Raw genomic sequence first — 17926 nt, forward strand, 5'->3', positions numbered from 1 at the left:
CCTCTCAGAGTTCGAAGGTGGCGAGGTGGATCTGGCGACGGCGGACGCCGGCCTGGCGGAGCACCCGGCGATACTGCTCGACCAGGCCGGGTGGGCCACACAGGTAGACGTCGCGACGGGAAACGTCCGGCACCAGTTGGCGCAGCCCGTCCGGGGTCATCACCTGCCGTGGGCCCGGGTCGTTGCGGGAGCCGACGACGTACCAGGCCCGCAGACCGCGGTTGCGGGCCAGCCAGTCCAACTCCTCCTGCAACAGCACGTCGGCGGGGGTACGGGCCCGGTAGATCAGCGCGGCACCGGGCGGTAGTTCCTCCAACATGGCCCGCAGCGGGGTGATGCCGCTGCCGGCGGCGATCAGCAACGCGCGCTCGCGGGTGCGGTGGGCCGCCGTGCAGGTGCCCGACGGGCCGACCGCCCAGACGCGTACGCCCGGGTCGAGATTGCGTAGGTCCTGGGTGTGCCGACCGACCACCTTGACGGTCAGTCGCAGCCACCGGTCGTTGGCGGCGGCGGAGACCGAGAACGGGTGCGACTGCCACCAGCAGCCCCGGGTCAGGAAGCGCCAGCGGAAGAACTGCCCACCCAACAGCTCCAGCCGGCCGAGGTCCGACCCGGTCAGGTAGAGCGAGACGGCGTCGGGACTTTCGGTGACCACGTCGCTGACCCGTAGCCGGTGCCGCAGGTTGAACCGCACCGGGATGATCACCCGACCCCACAGCCAGGCGACGACCACCAGCACGTACAGGGCGATCCATCCGGTACGCGCCGGGCCGGGCCGGAACAGCTGACTGCCGTTGCTGAACTGGTGGGCGAAGCCGAGCAGCAGCACGGCGTACGCGGCCAGGTGGGTGGCGTGCCACAGTTCGTACGGCAGCACCCGGCGTACCGCCCGTACGCTGACCAACCCGACCAGCACCAGCAGGCCGGCAGCGGCGAACGCGGAGGCCATGTCCTGGTATTCGCGGAGCATCACGCCGGCCTGGCCGAGCGGCGAGCGACCCTCCAGGCCGGCGTAGCCGACCAGGATCAACGCCGTGTGGGCCAGCACCGCGACCAGCAGTGTGGCCGCGACGTCGCGGTGCCAACGGGCGATCCGCTCGCCACCGGCCCACCGTTCGAGGACCGGCAGGCGGCTCATCATCAGCACCTGGACCAGCAGCAGGTAGCCGGCGACCAGCCCGGTGATCTGCCCGGCGGCCGTGGTCATCGCGGTGGCACCGGTCAACGAGCCGGCCGGGGTGTCCCACCACCACGGCAGCACGCTGGCCACGAGGCCGCCCAGGAACAGCACGATCAGCAGCCGCCGGCCGTTGGCGCCGCGCCGCGGCACGGCCAGCGGTGGGGCGGACGCATGCGACCCCGACCCGGCCGGCCGGGGACTGACGTACGGGCGCGGGTAGGTCGTCACGACCGGCCGCCGCACTCGTCGAGCTGATCGGCCATGCACCGTTTCCGATTCCTGCCGGGCGTCGACCCTGGACGTGACCGGTCTGCCGAGGTGCGACGCCTGCTGCTGAGGGTTTGCCCCGGCAAGGTAGTCACCGGTCGCCGCCCCGACAAGACCGCCGCCCGCCCCAGGCCGGGACACTTAAGGCGGAGCTCATCACGGGTAGCCGGCGGGCGGTTACCGGCCAATCGGGTACGCACGGCACAAGCAGGGCCTTCGCCCGTCACCGTTGCCCCGCGGGCCACAATTCCACAGCCGCTACCCCCGCCGCGCCGCTTCGTCGTGCCGGAAAATTTAAGGCTCGGATAAGGGGTTGGTGAGCTGTCGCCCGGCCGTGCTACCGAGCCGTCGGCGCCAAAGTAGCAACAGGAAGAGCGCGTGAGCCCTCTCCGCAGCGGGTACTCCCTCGCACCGTTGCTGAACGCGTGAGGGGAAGGCACATGCTCAGCAAAGAGGATCAACGCAGATTCGAGCAGATCACCCGCCACCTGCGGGAGAGTGATCCGGCGTTCTTCGCCCGGCTCGACCACCGGGCCCGGGGCCGACACGGCCGCTGGCTGCTGTTGTTGACCGTCGTACTCTGGGCGGCGCTGCCGGCGACCACCGTACTCGCCGGCCGGCTGGCCGGGGCGATCTTCGCGGTGGTGCTGTTGACCAACGCGGCACTGATGTGGCGGTTCCGTCAACGTTGGCTGTGACCCGGACGGTCGTGGTGACTCACTGCTCGCCGAGCTGACGGTAGGCGTGGCGCAGGCGTTCGACGAGTCCCGGCCCACCGATGGCCGGCGCGGGCGCGCCCAGTTGCCGCAGCAACAGGTCCGGTCGGGCGGTCAGGCTCGGTGGGCGGTCCGGCAGCGGCACGGGCGGCAACCAGAACCGGTCGACCGCCTCGGCCAGCGGCGTGACGGACAGGTCGGCCAGCGCCCGGACGGACCCGGCAGCGGGCACGTCCAGCTCGGGGTCGCCGGGCCAGCCGGTGTCGGCCGTCCCGGCGCCCGACGAGGCACTGTGGCCGGTCGGGTTCGTCGGCGCCGTCACGTCCCGCTGCGCCGGTCCGTCGGCTCGGCCCGCCGGATCGCCGCCACCGCGCCGCCGGCCCGCCGGTTCGCGACCACCGGGCCGTAGGCCCGGCGGGGCTTCGGTGCCCGATGCGTCGGCACGCAGCTGCCGCAGCCGGGCGAGCAGGTCCGCCCGGCTGCGCCCACGCCAGTGCAGCAGGGTGAACGGGTCCGCGTCGAACGCCTCGGCGAGCAGGTAGAAGGTGGCCGCGAGGTGTTTGCAGGGCACCGCGACGTCCGGGCACGAACACCGCTGGTCGAGATCGCTGATCGCCGCCGGAAACAGCGGCGCGTCGGCCGCGACGAACAGCTCCTCCAACTCGGCCGGCAGATCGCCGGCGAGCAGCCGGGCACTGAAGAACGCCCGCGCGGCGAGTTGCCCCTCGATCCGGGTCCACAGCCGGACCGGAAAGGGTGGCAGCGCGACGCTGACCTGATACGGCCTGGCCCGGGAGCCCTGCACCACAGCGGTCACCACGCCCGGCGCGACGTCGAGGCGGAGCACCTGACCGGCGCGGGCGTACGACCGACCCCGGGTCAGCCGGGTGCCGAGCGCGAACGACTCCAGCACCTCCAGGAACCGGCGGGACCACCAGGAGACGCCGATCGCGCCCCGGGTGCTGCGGGCCCGCAGACCGCCGTCGACCCGGCGTGGCGGGCCGTAGTCGGCGAACCTGCCGCCGTCGTCGGCCCTCACTCGGCCACCGCCCCCGCCTCCAGCGCGAACAACTCCCGTAGCTGAGCGGTGGACAGCTCGGTGACCCACTGCTCGCCGGCGCCGACCACCGAGGCGGCCAGGCCACGCTTGTCGGCGATCAGCGCGGCCACCTTCTCCTCCACCGTGCCGGCGCAGACGAACTTGCGGACCTGCACCCGGCGCCGCTGTCCGATCCGGAACGCCCGGTCGGTGGCCTGGTCCTCCACCGCCGGGTTCCACCACCTGTCGACGTGCACCACGTGGTTGGCGGCCGTCAATGTCAGTCCGGTGCCGCCGGCCTTGAGCGAGAGGACGAACAGCGCGGGTCCGCCGTCGGACTGGAAGCGGGTCACCATCGCATCCCGGTCGGCCTTACCGACCCCGCCGTGCAGGAACAGGACCTCCCGGCCGAACCGGGCGGACAGGTGCCCGCGCAGCATCCCGCCGAACTCCGCGTACTGGGTGAACAGCAGGGCCTTCTCCCCGGCCGCGAGGACCTCGTCGAGGATCTCCTCCAGTCGGGCCAGCTTGCCCGACCGTCCGGTCAGGGGCGAGCCGTCGCGCAGCAGCTGCGCGGGATGGTTGCAGACCTGCTTGAGCCGGGTCATGGTGGCCAGCACCAGTCCGCGCCGCTCGATGCCGTCGCTGGATTCGATCCGGGCCAGCATGTCGTCGACGACCACCCGGTACAGCGCCGCCTGCTCGGCGGTGAGGTTGCAGAAAACCTCCATCTCCAGCTTCTCCGGCAGGTCCGAGATGATCGACGAGTCGGTCTTGAGCCGGCGCAGCACGAACGGGCCGGTGATCCGGCGGAGCCGTTCGGCGGCCTCGGTGTCCCCGTGCCGTTCGATCGGTTCGGCGAACCGTTTGCGGAACGTCGCCGCCGGACCGAGCAGGCCCGGATTGGCGAACTGCATGATGGACCAGAGGTCCGCCAGCCGGTTCTCCACCGGCGTGCCGGTGACCGCGATGCGGTGCCGGGCGGGCAGTGCGCGTACCGCCTCGGCCTGCCGGGTGGCGGCGTTCTTGATGGCCTGGGCCTCGTCGACCACCACCCGGTGCCAGTCGACGCCGGCCAGCTCCGCGGCATCCCGGGCAGCCACCGAGTACGTGCTGAGGACCAGGTCCGCGGCGTGCACGGTGGCGGTGAACTCCGCGCCGCGAGCCCGCTGCGCGCCGTGATGCACGTGTACGCGCTTGTCCGGGGTGAACCGGGCGGCCTCCCGCTGCCAGTTGCCGACCAGCGACATCGGACAGATCAGCAGGGTCGGACCGGCCTGCGGCGGGTCGGCGGCCAGCAGTGCCAGCAGCTGCACCGTCTTACCCAGCCCCATGTCGTCGGCGAGCACCCCACCGAGCCCCAGCGACTGGAGGAACGCCAGCCAGGCCAACCCTCGCCGCTGGTACGGCCGTAGCGTGCCGTGGAAGGACGGCGGCTCGTCCAGCGGGGCGAGCCGCCGGTCCACCGCCCCGGCGAGCAGGTCACCGAGCGCACCGTCGGCGCTCACCTCCAGCACCGGCAACGCGTCCGGCTGCTCGACGTCGGACAGGCCGAGCCGCAGCAGGTCGGCCACGGTCAACTCACCGGAGGACCGCAGCAGGCGCAGGCCGGCGGCGAGCCGCTTCGGATCCAGCTCGACCCAGCGCCCCCGCAGCCGTACCAGCGGGGTCTTCAGCTCCGCCAGACGGGTCAACTCGTCGGCGGTCAACGGCTCGTCGCCGAGGGCCAGCTCCCAGCGGTAGTCGACCAGGGCGTCCAGTCCCACCCGGTCGGCCGGGCCGGTGACCGTGCCGGGCGCGCTGCGGGAGCTGGCCCGCAGCCGGGCGCCGAGCCGCGAGGCGGGCCGCCGCCACCACGACGGCAGCAGCACCGTGAAGCCCGCCGCGTGCAGCGTCGGTGCGCCCTCGCGCAGGAACCGGTGCGCGCCCTCGGTGTCCAGCTCCAGCGCCTCCGGCCGGGCGGTACGCAGGGCCGCGTCCAGTTCCGGCCACAGTCGGCTGGCCCGGCCGAGTTCGGCCAGCAGGATCTCCTGCGGATGGTCACCGGCCACGGACACGCCGTCGCCGCGCCACACCTGTCCGGCGTCGACGTGCAGGCCCGGCTCGTCGTTGGCGCGCAGCCCGAACTCGACCCGCCACCGGCCGGTGGTGGCGACCACGGCATCGGGATCGGCCGGCACCACCGTCACCGGTCCGGTCAGCTCGTCGGCCGACGGCTCGACCAGCCGGAAGCTGGCCCGCACCGTGCCACCGGCGGCGTCGCGCTGCCACTGGTCCAGCTCGGAGCGGAGCGTGCGCAGCGCCGCCGCCTCGGCGGTGAACCCGCGCTGCGGCCCGGTCAACGCGCCCAGCCAGGCCGCCACGGCACCGTTCGGTCGCGCTCCCCGGGCCAGCGTCATCGGCGGCAGCGCGGCGCGCACGGCGGCGTCGGTGAGCGCGTCGAGCGCGTCGGCGACCAGCAGCCCGGGCACCTCTGCCGACCCGTCGGATCGACCCGACGCCCGGGTCACGGACCGCCGGCCGGAGTCGTCGGCAGCCACCCGGGCCGAGGCCGCCCGACGGCGGCCGGGTGCCAGCGGGGCCGCCCCGCGACGTCCGGTCCGGTCGTCGGGCGCCATCGCGGGCAGCTCCGCCTCGACCACGGCCCGGGCGGCGGGGGGCAGGGCCAGCACCAGCGACCGGGCCCAGGCGGCGTCCGTGCCGGTCAGCAACGGCCGCCACACCGCCCAGGCGTCGGACGCCTCGGCGGCCGAGGACGGACCGGCGAGGCTGGGCAGGACCCGGCCGCGGGTGGCCAGGTCGGCGGCGAAGTCGGCCAGTTCGGCCAGGTGCCGCAGCGTCGCGCCGGGCGCGGCGGCCAGCCTCCCGACGGTACGCAGCAACGAAAGTGCGGCGTCCGGGGCGTACGCCAGCACCGGGACCTGCCAGCCGGCGAGGGTGACCGGACCACGGACCGGTTCCACGACGGTGGTGCGGACCAGTTCCGGCGAGTCCAGCGGCGAGCCGGCGCGGGTGGGCAGGCGCAGCAGCGCCGTGCCCAGGTCGTCCGGGTCGGCGACGTCGGCCAGCGGTGCAGCCAGTGTGGCGTGCCCGGCGGCGAACGGGTGAGGGCGGGCTCGCGGCGCCCGGCCGGGACGGCGCGGGGCCTGGGCTGGCAGGGTGCTGTCCTCGCCCCAGACCGCCAGCCCTCGGCCGGGCAGCCACACCCCATGGACGACCAGCACGCACTCCCCCTCGGACCGGGCGGGTCGCGCCACGTCGGCGGCGACCCGGGGCCAGGATAGGCGGCGTCGACCGGCTACCGTCGCCGCCATGTGCGACCTCCTGGTGATCGGCGGCCTCGGCGTCGATGTGCGGGTGCGGGTGCCCCGGCTGCCGCTGCCGGTGCTCGACTCGGTCACCGTCGACCCGATCGAGTTGCGGGTCGGCAACACCGGCGCCGGGGTGGTTCTCGCCGCGCAGGCGCTCGGGCTGCGGGTGACGGTGGTCGACACGGTGGGCGTGGACCCGGCCGGCGCCGTCGTGCGGGCCGCGCTGGCCCGAACCGGCGTCCACGCGGTCCTGGCCGACGACCCGGCGGGTACCCGCCGGTCGGTGAACCTGGTCGACCCCGGCGGGCGGCGGATGTCGCTGTACGACCCCCGGGCCTCCGACGGTCCGCCACCGTTCGCGGCACCCCGGGTGGCGGAGCTGATCCAGGACGCCACCCACGTGCACCTGTCGATCATGGGATGGGTGCGGGAGTTGCTGCCCGACCTCGGTGACGTGCTCGGCGAGGGGGTCGGCACCTCGACCGACCTGCACGACTGGGACGGGCGCAACCCGTACCACCGCCGCTTCGCCGAGGTGGCCGAGCTGGTGCTGGTCAGCGGTGCGGCGCTCGACGCCCGGGCGGCGGCCGTGGCTGACTCGCTGGCACCGCGCCCGGTGTTGGTGACCCGGGGCGCGGACGGCGCCGACCTGTACCTGGGCCGGGACGTCCACCGGGTTCCGGCGGCCGTTCCGCCCGGCCCGGTGATCGACACCAACGGTGCCGGGGACGCGTTCGCGGCGGGGATCATCGCGGCCCGGTCACGCGGCGCGACCTGGCGGGAGGCGGCCGGGTACGCGTCCCGGGTCGCCGCCGCGGCCTGCACCCACGACGGCATGGAGTACCCGCCGGGGCTGCTCCCCCGCGATTGACCACCCGAGGCGCGCCGCCGCCGGGTCGGGCCGCGCGAGTCGCGCTGACCCGTGCTGTGCGTCAGACGGAGAACGCCGGGGATCATCTCGCTTCACCCTGCGGGTCACCGGGAGCCGGGGCAGGATGGGCGCATGGCATCCACGGTTGAGATCCCACTGGTGGGCGGCACGGCCAACGGTGAACACGTCACCGTCGAACTGGACCCGAACGGCCGGCCCCCACTGACCCACCATCACCTGGGGCCACAAGGGCTGGCGGCAGCGGAGATCTACGAGCTGGAGTCCGTCGACACCGACCGCCAGCAGTGGCGCTACTGCTGGCGGGGGCCGGCGGTCTGAGCCCGACCGCCGCGCCGATCAGGCGCCGACCTCGACCAGCGACCGGTTGCGCAGGCTCTCCAGCACCGCCCGGGTGACCTGGGAGGTGCCCCTGGCCTCGTCACACACCCGCGCCACCCGCTGGGCGGTGACCTCGGCCCGCTGCTCGCGCTCGTCCCACAACTGGTCCACCTCGGCCAGCAGCGGGCCCTCCACCTCACGCTCCACACCGCGCAACGCCGGCACCCCGAGTCGCTGCGCGAGGTCGAAGACCTTGCCGGCGTACGGCAGGGGCAGAAACGGCGTACCCATCATCGCGGCGAAGATCAGGAAGTGCAGGCGCATACCGACTGCCAGGTCGAAGTGACGCATCAACCCGAGGATCTGCTGCGGTGAGTAGGTGCCGTGCAGAATCCGCCCCCGCTCGGCGGCGATCATGTGTGAAAGCACCCCGTGCGAGTGCCGGATGTCGTCGCGTTCCATCGGCACGAACAGCACGTGCGCGTCGATCCGGTGCACCAGGAAGTCACCGATCTGGGCCAGCAGCCGGTGGTACCCGTCGACGTCCAGCCGTTCCGCCGCCCGGCCCGGCTCCCGCACGCTCATCCCGACCAGCCGTTTGCCGTCCGGCACGCCCTCCTCGCGGAGGAACTGTGCGGGAAAGTCCTCCGGTTCCAGCAGGAACGCCGGGTCGCCGGTGACGGTGATCGGATTGAGCAGACCGGCCTCCTCCAGCACCATCCGCGACTCCTGGTCGCGTACGGTCACCTGGACCGCACCGCCCAGCGTCTCCCGGACCATGCCGGTGTCCACCATCTCGTTGAGCGGCCCGACGCCGACGGCGTACGTCAGCAGCGGCAGACCCCGCTCCTGCGCCACCCGGACCACCCGCAGATAGCGGCGTGCCTCCTTGTCGTAGAGGATGCCTCCGCCGCCCAGAATGAGCAGGTCGAGTTGGGACAGTACGAGGGCGGAGTCGGTCCGGCTGACCCCCTCCCACGGCACCGCCTCCACGTCCGGATGGGCGACCGCTGTGTGTGCGGGATTCCGCGAGAACACGATGATCCGGGCGTGCGGCTCCTGCTGGCGCAGATCGGTCAGCAGGCCGGTGAGGATCGCCTCGTCGCCCAGGTTGCGCCCGCCGTACGAGCCGAGCACGCCGATGGTCAGTCCGGCACGCGTCATCCGTCGCTCCTCCCCAGGTGCGTCCGCTCGCCGTTTCCCCGTTGCGCAGGTGAACAGTCCTCGGGGCCTCCTCGGCGAGTTGAGGCAGACGGCGCAGCCGGCGGATGGGGTGTCGCCGGCACCTGCGGCCGACCGCACAGACTGCGGCATTCCACGCGGGGCCGCTGTCGACAAGCCGACTCCCCCCGGCACCGGCCAACTCCGACGCGCCTCAGGCGGTCACAGATTAGCTCGATGGGGTGACAGAGCGTGGTTGACCCTGGTTGACGGCTTTGCGAGGGTGTCGACCGGATCCCGCACCCCGAGCGGCTGATCCACGCGGCGGCCGGGGCACGACTGGGGCTGCACCCTGCCCGCCGTCACAGCCCCCGCAGCCCCGAGCGGAGAACTCGATGTCGTCAGGTAGCACCCTGCCCCGCACCGGATTCGATGTGATCACCATCGGCGGAACCGCTGGGGTCGGCGTTGTGCAACTGTCGTTGCCGCTGGTCATCGCTGCTGTCGGTGCGCTGATGGTGATCATCGGTGCCTGCATGATCCGGTTGACGTTCCGACGCGGACGGCCGATTAACGGATGAGCGCGCGTATCGGACCCCGGCGGGTTCTGCTCGCGGCGGCGGTCGTGCTGGCCGGCGCGGCAGTGTGGGCGATACACCACGTGCTCGCGGTCACGGGTGCCCTCGACGGCGCCGGGCACCGCTTCACCTACGTGTACGCCGGCATGTTCCTGTTGCTGTTCTGGCAGATCGGCGGCGCGTATTTGGAGCGACCGGCGACGGCGACCGGCCAGGCTCGTGAGTACCTGAACGGGTTGCGGGTGGTGGCGATCGTGCCCGTCTACAACGAGGATCCGGCGGCGCTGCGTGCCTGCCTCGAATCCATGGTCAGGCAGACCCGCACTCCTGATGTCATCTACGTCGTGGATGACGGTTCGACCGATGTCGGCGGGTACGAGACCGTGAAGCGGTGGTTTCTCGCCACTGCCCCTACCATGGGGATCGCGGTGTCATGGCATGTCCAGGAGAACGCCGGCAAGCGGCACGCCCAGGCCGTGGCCGTACGGACCACCGGAGACGCGGACATCTACTGGACGGTCGATTCGGACACGGTTTCCGATCCGCAGGCGCTCGAGGAGCTGCTGCTGCCATTCGCTGATCCTCGTGTGCAGTCGGTGGCCGGGGTGGTGATGGCCGCGAACGTGGGGTCGTCGTTTCTGGCGCGGATCACCGACCTGTGGTTTGTCACGGGTCAGCTCACCGACCGCTCGTCGTTGTCGGTGTTCGGGGCGGTGTGGGTCAATTCCGGGCCGATCGCCGCCTATCGGGCAGCCGTCGTCCGGGACAACCTCGACGGCTACCTGGCAGAGAGGTTCTTCGGCCGGGAGGTGACCTTCTCGGATGATTCACTGTTGACCTTGTTCGCGATGGTCAGGGGGCGCACGGTTCAGCAGCCGACCGCGTTCGCGTTCGCGTTGATGCCGGACCGGTTCGGGCACCTGTGCCGCATGTATCTGCGGTGGATGCGGGGCAGTTTCATCCGCTCCTGGTGGCGGGTGCGGTACCTGCCGCTGCGGTCGTACGCCTGGTGGGCACATCTGCTGCGGTGGGCGTCGATGGTGGTCGCCACCGTGGTGTTCGTGACCGTCGTGTTCGTGTCCCCGGTGGTCGAACCGACGCTCACGGCACTGCCGTGGCTGTTGTCGGTGACGTTCATCGTGGGCTGGGCACAGACGTTGCGTTATCTGACGGTTTGCCGATCCGACGAATCGACCGGCCGCCGGGTGTGGACATGGCTGTTGGCACCGGTCGCGGTGGTGTTCGCGGCGGTGGTGTTGCGAGTGATCCGCTGGTACGGGGCGGCGACGTGCTGGCGGACCGGTTGGGGCACCCGAAAGCAGGTGGAGGTCGTGCTGGCGCGCTGACTCCGGCACGGCGGGCCGGCGGGTGGCAGCTCAAGGCTGCCACCCGCCGCCCGCGCCGGGCGGAAGTGCCCGCGACGGCGGGAAACGCCTTGCCCTCCGGGTGCCCGCCGGGCAGCGTGAACGGCATGCGGGCGCAGACGCGGAATCGGCTACGGTGGGCCCAGTTGCCCCCCGATGTCCGATCCGCCGTGGAACGGATCCTCGGCGACCGGGTGATCGAAGCGGTGTCGCAGCCGGGCGGGTATTCTCCCGGCACCGCCGACCGGGTACGCACCGCCAACGGCCGTCGCGCCTTCGTCAAGGCGGCCAGCCCGGCCCAGAACCCGGACACCCCGAACATGCACCGGACCGAGGCGCGGATCACCGCCGCACTGCCCGCGTACGCCCCGACGCCCCGGTTGCTCGGCTGTCACGACGACGGCCACTGGGTGGCGCTGGTGTTCACCGACGTCGACGGGCGGCACCCGGTCACCCCGTGGCACGGCGAGGAACTCGACGCGGTGCTGGACGCCCTGGAACAAATGGCGACGGCGCTCACGCCCAGCCCGCTGACGGAGGTGCCGGCCATCGCCGACCGGCTGGCCGATGAGTTCGCCGGCTGGCGGCGAATCGTGGATGACCCGCCGCCAGGCACCCGCCGCCCGCCGCCAGGCACCGACGCCGGCAGGCAGCAACATCCCCGAAACTGCCGCCTCCGAGCGGCGACGACCCCACAACATCCCCGATGTTGCTGCAATTCGCGGCGACGGCCCTGCGATAGACCCGATGTTGCGGGGGCGGCAGGGGGCGGTGGGAAGGGGCTTTAGGTGGGTGGGGTGGACGGGTGGGTGAGGAAGGGAAGGACCGCCGTGGGCAGGGCGGGTGAGTCGACGATGTCGTAGTGGGTGAGCCCAGGGAGGATGGCCAGCCGGGCGGCCGGACGATCGGTGCCGTCCCACCCGGCGTCCCGATGGCCGCCGCCGAGCAGGCCGAAGAACTCCACCATGTGCGCCGGGCGAACCGAGTCGGCGTCGGCGAAGACCAGCATCGTCGGCGTGGTGATCGCCGCGACCTCGGGCGACCAGTCGTAGTCACGCCGCAGCAGCTCGCCGGTCCTGGCCCAGAGCCGTGGCCAGTCCTGCGGGCGGGGTGCCACGCGTCGGTAGAGCTGCTCGGGCGGCGTGCCGCGCATCCGCTCGGCGGCCGCCTCGTCGGGCTCGGGCATGCCGGCGAGCACCTCGGGAAACCAGCCCTGCCGTCGACACGGCGCGGAGACCACCACGAGACGGCGGAGCAGCTGCCGGTGTTGAACAGCCAACCGCACGGCGACCCCGCCGCCGAGGGAGAAGCCGAGCACTTCGGCCTCGGCCAGACCAAGGTGAACGATCAGCGCGGCCACGTCGTCGGCCATCGACTCGTACCGCAGGGGGCGACCGACGTCGGCGGTGCGGCCGTGGCCCGGCAGATCGACGCTGACCACCAGGCGACGCCGCGCCAGCGCCGGCCGGATCGCGGCGAAGGTCTCCGTCGTGCCGAAACCGCCGTGCAGCAGCACCAGCGGTCGACCTTTGCCCTCTGTCTCGTACCAGAATCGAACACCGTCAAGCTGCGCGTAGCTCATGCGCTCCTTCCGTGCCCGACGCGGGACCGACCCCGATCCGTCGGTGGCCGAGCCGACCGGTGTCGGGAGGACCGACACCGATAAGACCGGTGAGTCTCGATGTACTCACCAGGTGCCCGCCCGGATGAGCGGTGGCCGTCGTCGTCGACCTGCCCAACAACTTGATGGCAGCCTGCTCGGCGTGCTCGACTCGGATCCGGCGAGCTGCTGATCCTGTTCGGGCTGACCCTGCTGCCGGCGATGTTCAACCTGAACGGACGGAACGAGTAGATGGTGCGTGGTGGGCGCGGCAGGTTTCGAACCTGCGACCCCTCGCTTGTAAGGCGAGTGCTCTCCCGCTGAGCTACGCGCCCGGAACGCCGTACGGCGGGCCGGCGGTTGGCAAGCTTACCCTGCCACCCGCCGGCCCGGGCGGACGCCTCGCGCCCGGTGGGCCGGGTCAGGCCGTGGCCTCCGCCACGGCCTTGCGCCAGCCCTGCTGGTCGCGGGCCTCACCGGGCATGTTCATCTCGGCGAAGCGGACCACGCCGGACCGGTCGATGACGAAGGTGCCCCGGTTGGCGATGCCCGCGACATCGTTGAAGACGCCGTACGCCTGGGCGACGGCGCCGTGCGGCCAGAAGTCGGACAGCAGTGGGAACTGGTAGCCCTCCCGCTCCGCCCAGATCTTGTGGGCGTACACCGAGTCGACGCTGACGGTCAGCACCTGGACCTCGTCGTTGACGTACTCGTCGAGGTTGTCCTGTACCTCGGTCAGCTCACCCTGGCACACCACGGTGAACGCCAGTGGGTAGAAAACCAGCAGGACGGTACGCCGGCCCCGGAAGTCAGAGAGTCGGACCTGCTGGTTGTTCTGGTCCTTCAACTCGAAGTCGGGCGCCTCGGCGCCAACCTCGATGGGCATGGAACTCCTCGGATCGGTTCGGGACGGCCTCGGTCGCTCGCCGTGGGTCGGGTTACTTCTTGCCCTTGGCGCCGCGACGTAGCACGAGTCGGGCACCGCTCCAGTCCTTACCGGCGTTGACCGTGGAAGTCTGCTGAAGACCAGCGGTGGGTGCCGACTCGGCGATCTCGCTCGGCTCGACGTGGCCGTCGCGGCCGGCCTTGGGCGTCAGCAGCCACACGACCCCGTTGTCGGCCAGCGGGCCGAGGGCGTCGACGAGTAGCTCGAAGAGATCACCGTCGCCGTCCCGGTACCAGACCAGCACCGCGTCGACCACCTCGTCGGTGTCCTCGTCGACCAGATCTCCACAACGGTCGGTAAGGGCGTCACGGAGATCGGAGTCGACGTCCTCGTCGTAGCCCATCTCCATGACGACCATCCCCGGCTCGATGCCGAACCGGTCCGCCAGGCTGCGTACCCCGTCAGCAGCCTGACCAGCGGTCGCGCTCACTGTCGCGTGCCTCCTCATCTCGTCCGAGCCGGCGCCTACTCGACGCCGTCAGGCAAAGTCCACACAGTTGTGCCCTCCTGCGCAAGTGGCGCACCGGGTGGAACGAAATTTACCGTGCCAGCAGCGTACGGGCACCCTGGGTGATGGCCTCCTCGGATACCAGCACCTGTCGGGCGGCCGGGCCCAGCGGCACAAAAGAGTCAACCGCGGCCACCCGGCGTGCCGCCCCGACATATCCGGCATCCACCAGCGCAGCGATCACCCCTTCACCCACCCCGCCGGACCGGCGTGTCTCGTCCACCACCAGCACCCGGCCGGTCGCGGCGGCCTCCCGGATGAGGTCGGCCACCGGCAGCGGCGCAAGCCAGCGCAGGTCCACGACCCGGGCGCCGATCCCCTCGTCGGCCAGCGCCGACGCCGCCCGCAACGACATCCGTACGCCATTGCCGAAGGTGATGATGGTTACGTCCTCGGCCGAACCGACCCCGTACACGCGCGCCCGTCCCACCGGCACGTGGCCGCCGGCCCAGGCCCCTGGCTCGGCGTAATCGGCCAGCCACTCACCATCACCGTCGGTGTAGAGGTCCCGGGTGTGGTAGAGCGCGATCGGCTCCAGGAAAACGCAGACGCTGCCGTCGACGGTCGCGCTCGCCAGGCAGGTCCGCAGCATCGCCGCCGCGTCGTCCGGCCGTGCCGGCACGGCGACCACCAGGCCCGGCACGTCCCGCAGTACGGCCACCGAGTTGTCGTTGTGGAAGTGTCCGCCGAAGCCCTCCTGGTACGCCAGCCCGGCCACCCGCACCACCATCGGATTGCGCAGCGCTCCCCGTGAGAAGAAGCGCATCGTCGCCGCCTCGCCCCGCAGCTGGTCCTCGGCGTTGTGCAGGTACGCCAGGTACTGGATCTCCGGCACCGGCAGCATCCCGGCCAGTCCCGCGCCGAGGCCGAGGCCGAGGATCGAGGTCTCGTCGAGCAGCGTGTCGAACACCCGGGCGACACCGAACCGGTCCCGCAGTCCCTTGGTCACCCCGTAGACGCCGCCCTTGGCGGCGACGTCCTCACCGAAAACCGCCATCTGCGGATGGCTGAGCAGCCCGTCGGTGAGCGCCGCGTTGATGCTCTGCGCGAGAGTGAGCGGCCCGGCCAGTTCCGGCGGCTTGCCGCCGAACGCCTCCGCCCGGGGTACGGCGTCGGGGCCGGCGGCGCGGGCGCCCGCGTCGGCGACCGCCAGGGCGACCCGCACCGGGCGGCGCGGTGCCAGCGGCGCGATCACCTCGGCGGCGTCGGCCAGCTTCGGCTCGTCGAGCACCTCCTCGGCGATCCGGCGGACCTGCCAGCCGATCTCGTCGTAGCGGTCGAGCAGTTCCGGCCCGCTGGCCAGGCCAGCATCTACCAGCCGCCGGGCGGTGGCCACCACCGGATCGCGGGCCACGTCGGCGGTGATTTCCGATACGGGGCGGTACGCGCTCTCGGCGTCCGCACCGGCGTGTCCCATCAGCCGGACCGTGGTCAGATGCAGCACGGCCGGACGTCGGTGCCGGCGTACCCAGGCCGCCGCCTCGGCCGCCACCTCGTAGGTGCCGACCAGGTCGACGCCGTCGGCGGCGAAGTACCGGATGCCGGGCTTGGACCGCAGAGCCGTCGCCACCCACCCCTGCGGCGACCGGACACTGATGCCCAGCCCGTTGTCCTCGCAGACGAAGAGCACCGGGATGCGCAGGCCGGTGTGGTCGTACCAGCCGGCGGTGTTGAACGCGGCCGTGGCGCTGGCGTGGTTGATTGAGGCGTCTCCGAAGGAACAGACCACGATGGCGTCGGCCGCCCAGGGCGTCGGCTCGGGTTCCGCGCCGGGTTGGTTCGCTTCTCCTCGGGAGTCCAGCCGACGCAGCCGTTCCACAGCGAGACCCATCCCGACCGCGCGGGGCAGGTGGGAGGCGATGGTCGAGGTCGTCGGGACCACCGCGAGGTCGGCGCGGCCGAACACCTTGTGCCGGCCACCGGCGATCGGCTCCTGGCTGGAGGCCACCATGCCGCGCAGGACGTCCCGGGCCGCCTCGGCGTACACCTGGGGCACCGGCCGCTTGACCCCCGTCGTCCGGATCCCCTCGGAGTCGGCAGCCCGGAGCAGGTCGGCGGGGTCACCGTCGCTCTGGTCGATCACCGTCGGGTCGGAGCCACCGCCGGACGGGCCCGCGCCGGTGGGCAGACCCGCGCCGCCGGACGGGTCCGCCCCGCTCGACGAATCGGTCTCCCCCGCGACCGGATCGCTCGCCGGCTCGTCCGGCGTTCCGGGGGCAGCTTCCCGTCCGCCGGTCGCCGGCAGGTCCGAGGCGGGCGGCTCGCCGGACCTGTCGGCAGGGCCGGCCTCGGCGGAATCGCCGGTACCCGCGGCGTCCGTAGCCTGGCCGGCCCGCGCCTCCGCAGCGGTCCGGGCGGACGGCTGCCCCGACGGCCCAGCCGGCGCGGACGACGGCACAGCCGACACAGGCGGCGCGGACGGTACAGGCGGCGCGGACGGCGGCGGCGTCGGTGTGGACGGGTCGGCCTGGGCGGCGCGGACGCAGTAGAAAGCGCCGGAGCGGTAGTGCAGCAGGGCGGGGTCCGTGGGCCGAAGGGCCGCCGCCACCGCGGCATTGCCCTCGTGCCCCGCGGAGCCGATCGTGTAGTAGCCCTCGCCGAAGCTGCGCAGCCAGCGACCGGCCAGATCGAGTTGCCGGCTGGTGACCTGGGCGTCGAAGAGGTCCAGCAGTTGGGCACCGGTCAGGGTGCTGTCCTGGGCCACCGGCCGCGTCGGGTCGCCGCGGCGCGGCGGGGCGGCGAGGGCGGCCAGGGACTCCCGGAACCGGTCGTCGAGATCCTGCGGGGTGGTCACGTCCGACAGCATTACCGACCGGGGCACGCCTCGCACAGTCGAGTGTCTCTCACGCCTGCCCGGTTTCGACGCAGTCCTCCGGGCAGCCGCCGTCGGAAACCTTCCACACCAGATCACGCAGGGCGGCGAGTTCCTCGTTGTCGAGCGGGGTCAGCAGCCGGGAGTCGGAGAGTACGAGATGGACCCGGTGGCGCATCCGCCGGCCGGCGTCGGTCACCACCAACGTCTTCTGCCGCCGGTCTGTCGGGTCGACCCGGCGCTCGACCAGCCCGGCCTGCTCCAGCTTGTCGACCAGAGCGGTGACGTTGGACCTGTCGCAGCGCAGCTGGTCGGCGAGTTCGCGGGCGGGCAACGGACGGTCCGGGTCGAGCTGGTACAGCGCGCGGGCCACGGCCGGGGTCAGGCCCAGCGCGGCGATGTCGAGATCCTGGTGGTGCCGCAGGGCGGCGGCGACGTGCATGATCCGGCGTACCGCGTCGCCGGCCAGCCGGGCGCGGTCGGCCGGTTCGGGGCCGGCCGGGGCGATGATCGGCCGTGACATGGTCACATTCTAGGTGGCGGGCCCCGGTGACCTCGTCGAGCTGAGGACGGGTGTCGAGCTGCGGAGAGGTTCGTCGGGTCCGCTCCGCCTGGGGAGGCGATCGTGCGGCGACGAGGGGAACGGGATCAGCCGGACAGGAAGGAGAACCGGACCTGCCGGGTGGGGTTGTCGCCGTTGGTGTCGACCAGGCAGATCGACTGCCAGGTGCCGAGGGCCAGCCGCCCACCGACCACGGGCAGCGTCGCGTACGGGGCGACGAGGGCGGGCAGCACGTGATCGCGGCCGTGTCCCGGTGAGCCGTGCCGGTGTCGCCAGCGCCCGTCGGTGGGCAGCACGGCATCCAACGCGGTGAGCAGGTCGTCGTCCGAGCCCGCTCCGGTCTCGATGATGGCCAGGCCGGCGGTGGCGTGCGGCACGAAGACGTGTAACAGGCCGTCGCCCGAGCCGGCGACGAACTGTTCGGCCTCGGCCGTGATGTCCCGGACGGTCGGCCGGGAACCGGTCCGGACGGTGATCAGCTCACTGCGCACACCCGCATTCTCCCTCACCCGGCCGCGGCCCGCCGGTACCCACCGGCGCGCCTGCCGGGACCGCCGTCGACGGCCAAAGTTACTGGTGGGTACCTGTGTCGAGCGTCGCCCTTAGGCCGGGTGGACGTGACGCCGAGTGCCACGACGGGGCAGGATGGCGCTAGAGACCTATCCCACACAC

Annotated in this window: 16 protein-coding genes and 1 tRNA gene; 6 read left to right on the forward strand and 11 right to left on the reverse strand. The window is 72.4% G+C overall.

What is annotated here, in order from left to right; genetic code table 11:
- Positions 1-4: 4 nt before the first annotated feature.
- Entirely contained in the window at positions 5-1408 is a 1404-nt protein-coding gene (locus O7601_RS28225; RefSeq protein WP_281564076.1) for a ferredoxin reductase family protein, read from the reverse strand.
- Positions 1409-1887: 479 nt separating this feature from the next.
- Here O7601_RS28225 and O7601_RS28230 point away from each other — a divergent pair, with 479 nt between their 5' ends.
- On the forward strand, positions 1888-2145 hold the full coding sequence (locus O7601_RS28230; RefSeq protein ID WP_093401288.1) for a DUF3040 domain-containing protein: 258 nt from the start codon (positions 1888-1890) through the stop codon (positions 2143-2145).
- 19 nt (positions 2146-2164) lie between these two features.
- On the opposite strand, the gene O7601_RS28235 is transcribed toward O7601_RS28230, so the two are convergent.
- A complete protein-coding gene (locus O7601_RS28235) occupies positions 2165-3202 on the reverse strand; it encodes an SWIM zinc finger family protein (protein WP_281564077.1) in 1038 nt (345 codons plus the stop codon).
- Positions 3199-6426, reverse strand: a complete 3228-nt coding sequence (locus O7601_RS28240; RefSeq protein WP_281567077.1) for a DEAD/DEAH box helicase — start codon at positions 6424-6426, stop codon at positions 3199-3201. Before O7601_RS28240 ends, O7601_RS28235 begins: the two co-directional genes overlap by 4 nt.
- Before the next feature lie 88 nt (positions 6427-6514).
- On the opposite strand from O7601_RS28240, the gene O7601_RS28245 reads away from it, so the two are divergent.
- A complete protein-coding gene (locus O7601_RS28245; RefSeq protein WP_281564078.1) occupies positions 6515-7384 on the forward strand; it encodes a carbohydrate kinase family protein in 870 nt (289 codons plus the stop codon).
- A 132-nt stretch (positions 7385-7516) separates the two neighbouring features.
- Positions 7517-7723, forward strand: coding sequence for a hypothetical protein (locus tag O7601_RS28250; RefSeq protein WP_281564079.1), 207 nt, complete (start codon positions 7517-7519; stop codon positions 7721-7723).
- 18 nt (positions 7724-7741) lie between these two features.
- Here the strand turns inward: O7601_RS28250 and O7601_RS28255 are convergent, their stop codons facing one another.
- Complete coding sequence (locus tag O7601_RS28255; protein WP_281564080.1) at positions 7742-8887, reverse strand: polysaccharide pyruvyl transferase family protein; 1146 nt, start codon at positions 8885-8887, stop codon at positions 7742-7744.
- 392 nt (positions 8888-9279) lie between these two features.
- Here O7601_RS28255 and O7601_RS28260 point away from each other — a divergent pair, with 392 nt between their 5' ends.
- The 3 genes from O7601_RS28260 (at position 9280) to O7601_RS28270 (ending at position 11614) form a co-directional block, all read left to right on the forward strand.
- Positions 9280-9465, forward strand: a complete 186-nt coding sequence (locus O7601_RS28260) for a hypothetical protein (RefSeq protein WP_281564081.1) — start codon at positions 9280-9282, stop codon at positions 9463-9465.
- Complete coding sequence (locus tag O7601_RS28265) at positions 9462-10808, forward strand: glycosyltransferase (protein ID WP_281564082.1); 1347 nt, start codon at positions 9462-9464, stop codon at positions 10806-10808. Before O7601_RS28260 ends, O7601_RS28265 begins: the two co-directional genes overlap by 4 nt.
- Before the next feature lie 125 nt (positions 10809-10933).
- Positions 10934-11614, forward strand: coding sequence for a hypothetical protein (locus tag O7601_RS28270; protein WP_281564083.1), 681 nt, complete (start codon positions 10934-10936; stop codon positions 11612-11614).
- Here the strand turns inward: O7601_RS28270 and O7601_RS28275 are convergent.
- The 7 genes from O7601_RS28275 to O7601_RS28305 form a co-directional block, all read right to left on the reverse strand.
- A complete protein-coding gene (locus tag O7601_RS28275) occupies positions 11611-12408 on the reverse strand; it encodes an alpha/beta hydrolase (RefSeq protein WP_281564084.1) in 798 nt (265 codons plus the stop codon). The two genes, O7601_RS28270 and O7601_RS28275, sit on opposite strands and share 4 nt — an antisense overlap.
- A gap of 278 nt (positions 12409-12686) precedes the next feature.
- Positions 12687-12761, reverse strand: a tRNA-Val gene (locus O7601_RS28280).
- A gap of 86 nt (positions 12762-12847) precedes the next feature.
- On the reverse strand, positions 12848-13312 hold the full coding sequence (locus tag O7601_RS28285) for a peroxiredoxin (RefSeq protein WP_281564085.1): 465 nt from the start codon (positions 13310-13312) through the stop codon (positions 12848-12850).
- Between the two features lie 52 nt (positions 13313-13364).
- Positions 13365-13802, reverse strand: a complete 438-nt coding sequence (locus O7601_RS28290; protein WP_281564086.1) for a DUF3052 domain-containing protein — start codon at positions 13800-13802, stop codon at positions 13365-13367.
- Between the two features lie 109 nt (positions 13803-13911).
- A complete protein-coding gene (locus O7601_RS28295) occupies positions 13912-16584 on the reverse strand; it encodes a transketolase C-terminal domain-containing protein (RefSeq protein ID WP_348650278.1) in 2673 nt (890 codons plus the stop codon).
- 139 nt (positions 16585-16723) lie between these two features.
- Positions 16724-17215 carry a MarR family winged helix-turn-helix transcriptional regulator gene (locus O7601_RS28300; RefSeq protein WP_281564087.1) on the reverse strand — a complete coding sequence of 164 codons (492 nt, stop codon included), beginning with the start codon at positions 17213-17215 and terminating at the stop codon, positions 16724-16726.
- 125 nt (positions 17216-17340) lie between these two features.
- Positions 17341-17745 carry a secondary thiamine-phosphate synthase enzyme YjbQ gene (locus tag O7601_RS28305; protein WP_281564088.1) on the reverse strand — a complete coding sequence of 135 codons (405 nt, stop codon included), beginning with the start codon at positions 17743-17745 and terminating at the stop codon, positions 17341-17343.
- Between the last annotated feature and the right edge of the window lie 181 nt (positions 17746-17926).

Origin of the sequence: Verrucosispora sp. WMMD573, assembly GCF_027497175.1 — a bacterium.
Classification (GTDB): Bacteria; Actinomycetota; Actinomycetes; order Mycobacteriales; family Micromonosporaceae; genus Micromonospora.

Coding starts and splice junctions, on each gene's coding strand:
- O7601_RS28245 (WP_281564078.1), top strand. CDS start 6,515: ATGTGCGACCTCCTGGTGATCGGCGGCCTCGGCGTCGATGTGCGGGTG.
- O7601_RS28260 (WP_281564081.1), top strand. CDS start 9,280: ATGTCGTCAGGTAGCACCCTGCCCCGCACCGGATTCGATGTGATCACC.
- O7601_RS28270 (WP_281564083.1), top strand. CDS start 10,934: ATGCGGGCGCAGACGCGGAATCGGCTACGGTGGGCCCAGTTGCCCCCC.
- O7601_RS28275 (WP_281564084.1), bottom strand. CDS start 12,408: ATGAGCTACGCGCAGCTTGACGGTGTTCGATTCTGGTACGAGACAGAG.
- O7601_RS28255 (WP_281564080.1), bottom strand. CDS start 8,887: ATGACGCGTGCCGGACTGACCATCGGCGTGCTCGGCTCGTACGGCGGG.
- O7601_RS28265 (WP_281564082.1), top strand. CDS start 9,462: ATGAGCGCGCGTATCGGACCCCGGCGGGTTCTGCTCGCGGCGGCGGTC.
- O7601_RS28230 (WP_093401288.1), top strand. CDS start 1,888: ATGCTCAGCAAAGAGGATCAACGCAGATTCGAGCAGATCACCCGCCAC.
- O7601_RS28285 (WP_281564085.1), bottom strand. CDS start 13,312: ATGCCCATCGAGGTTGGCGCCGAGGCGCCCGACTTCGAGTTGAAGGAC.
- O7601_RS28250 (WP_281564079.1), top strand. CDS start 7,517: ATGGCATCCACGGTTGAGATCCCACTGGTGGGCGGCACGGCCAACGGT.
- O7601_RS28300 (WP_281564087.1), bottom strand. CDS start 17,215: ATGTCACGGCCGATCATCGCCCCGGCCGGCCCCGAACCGGCCGACCGC.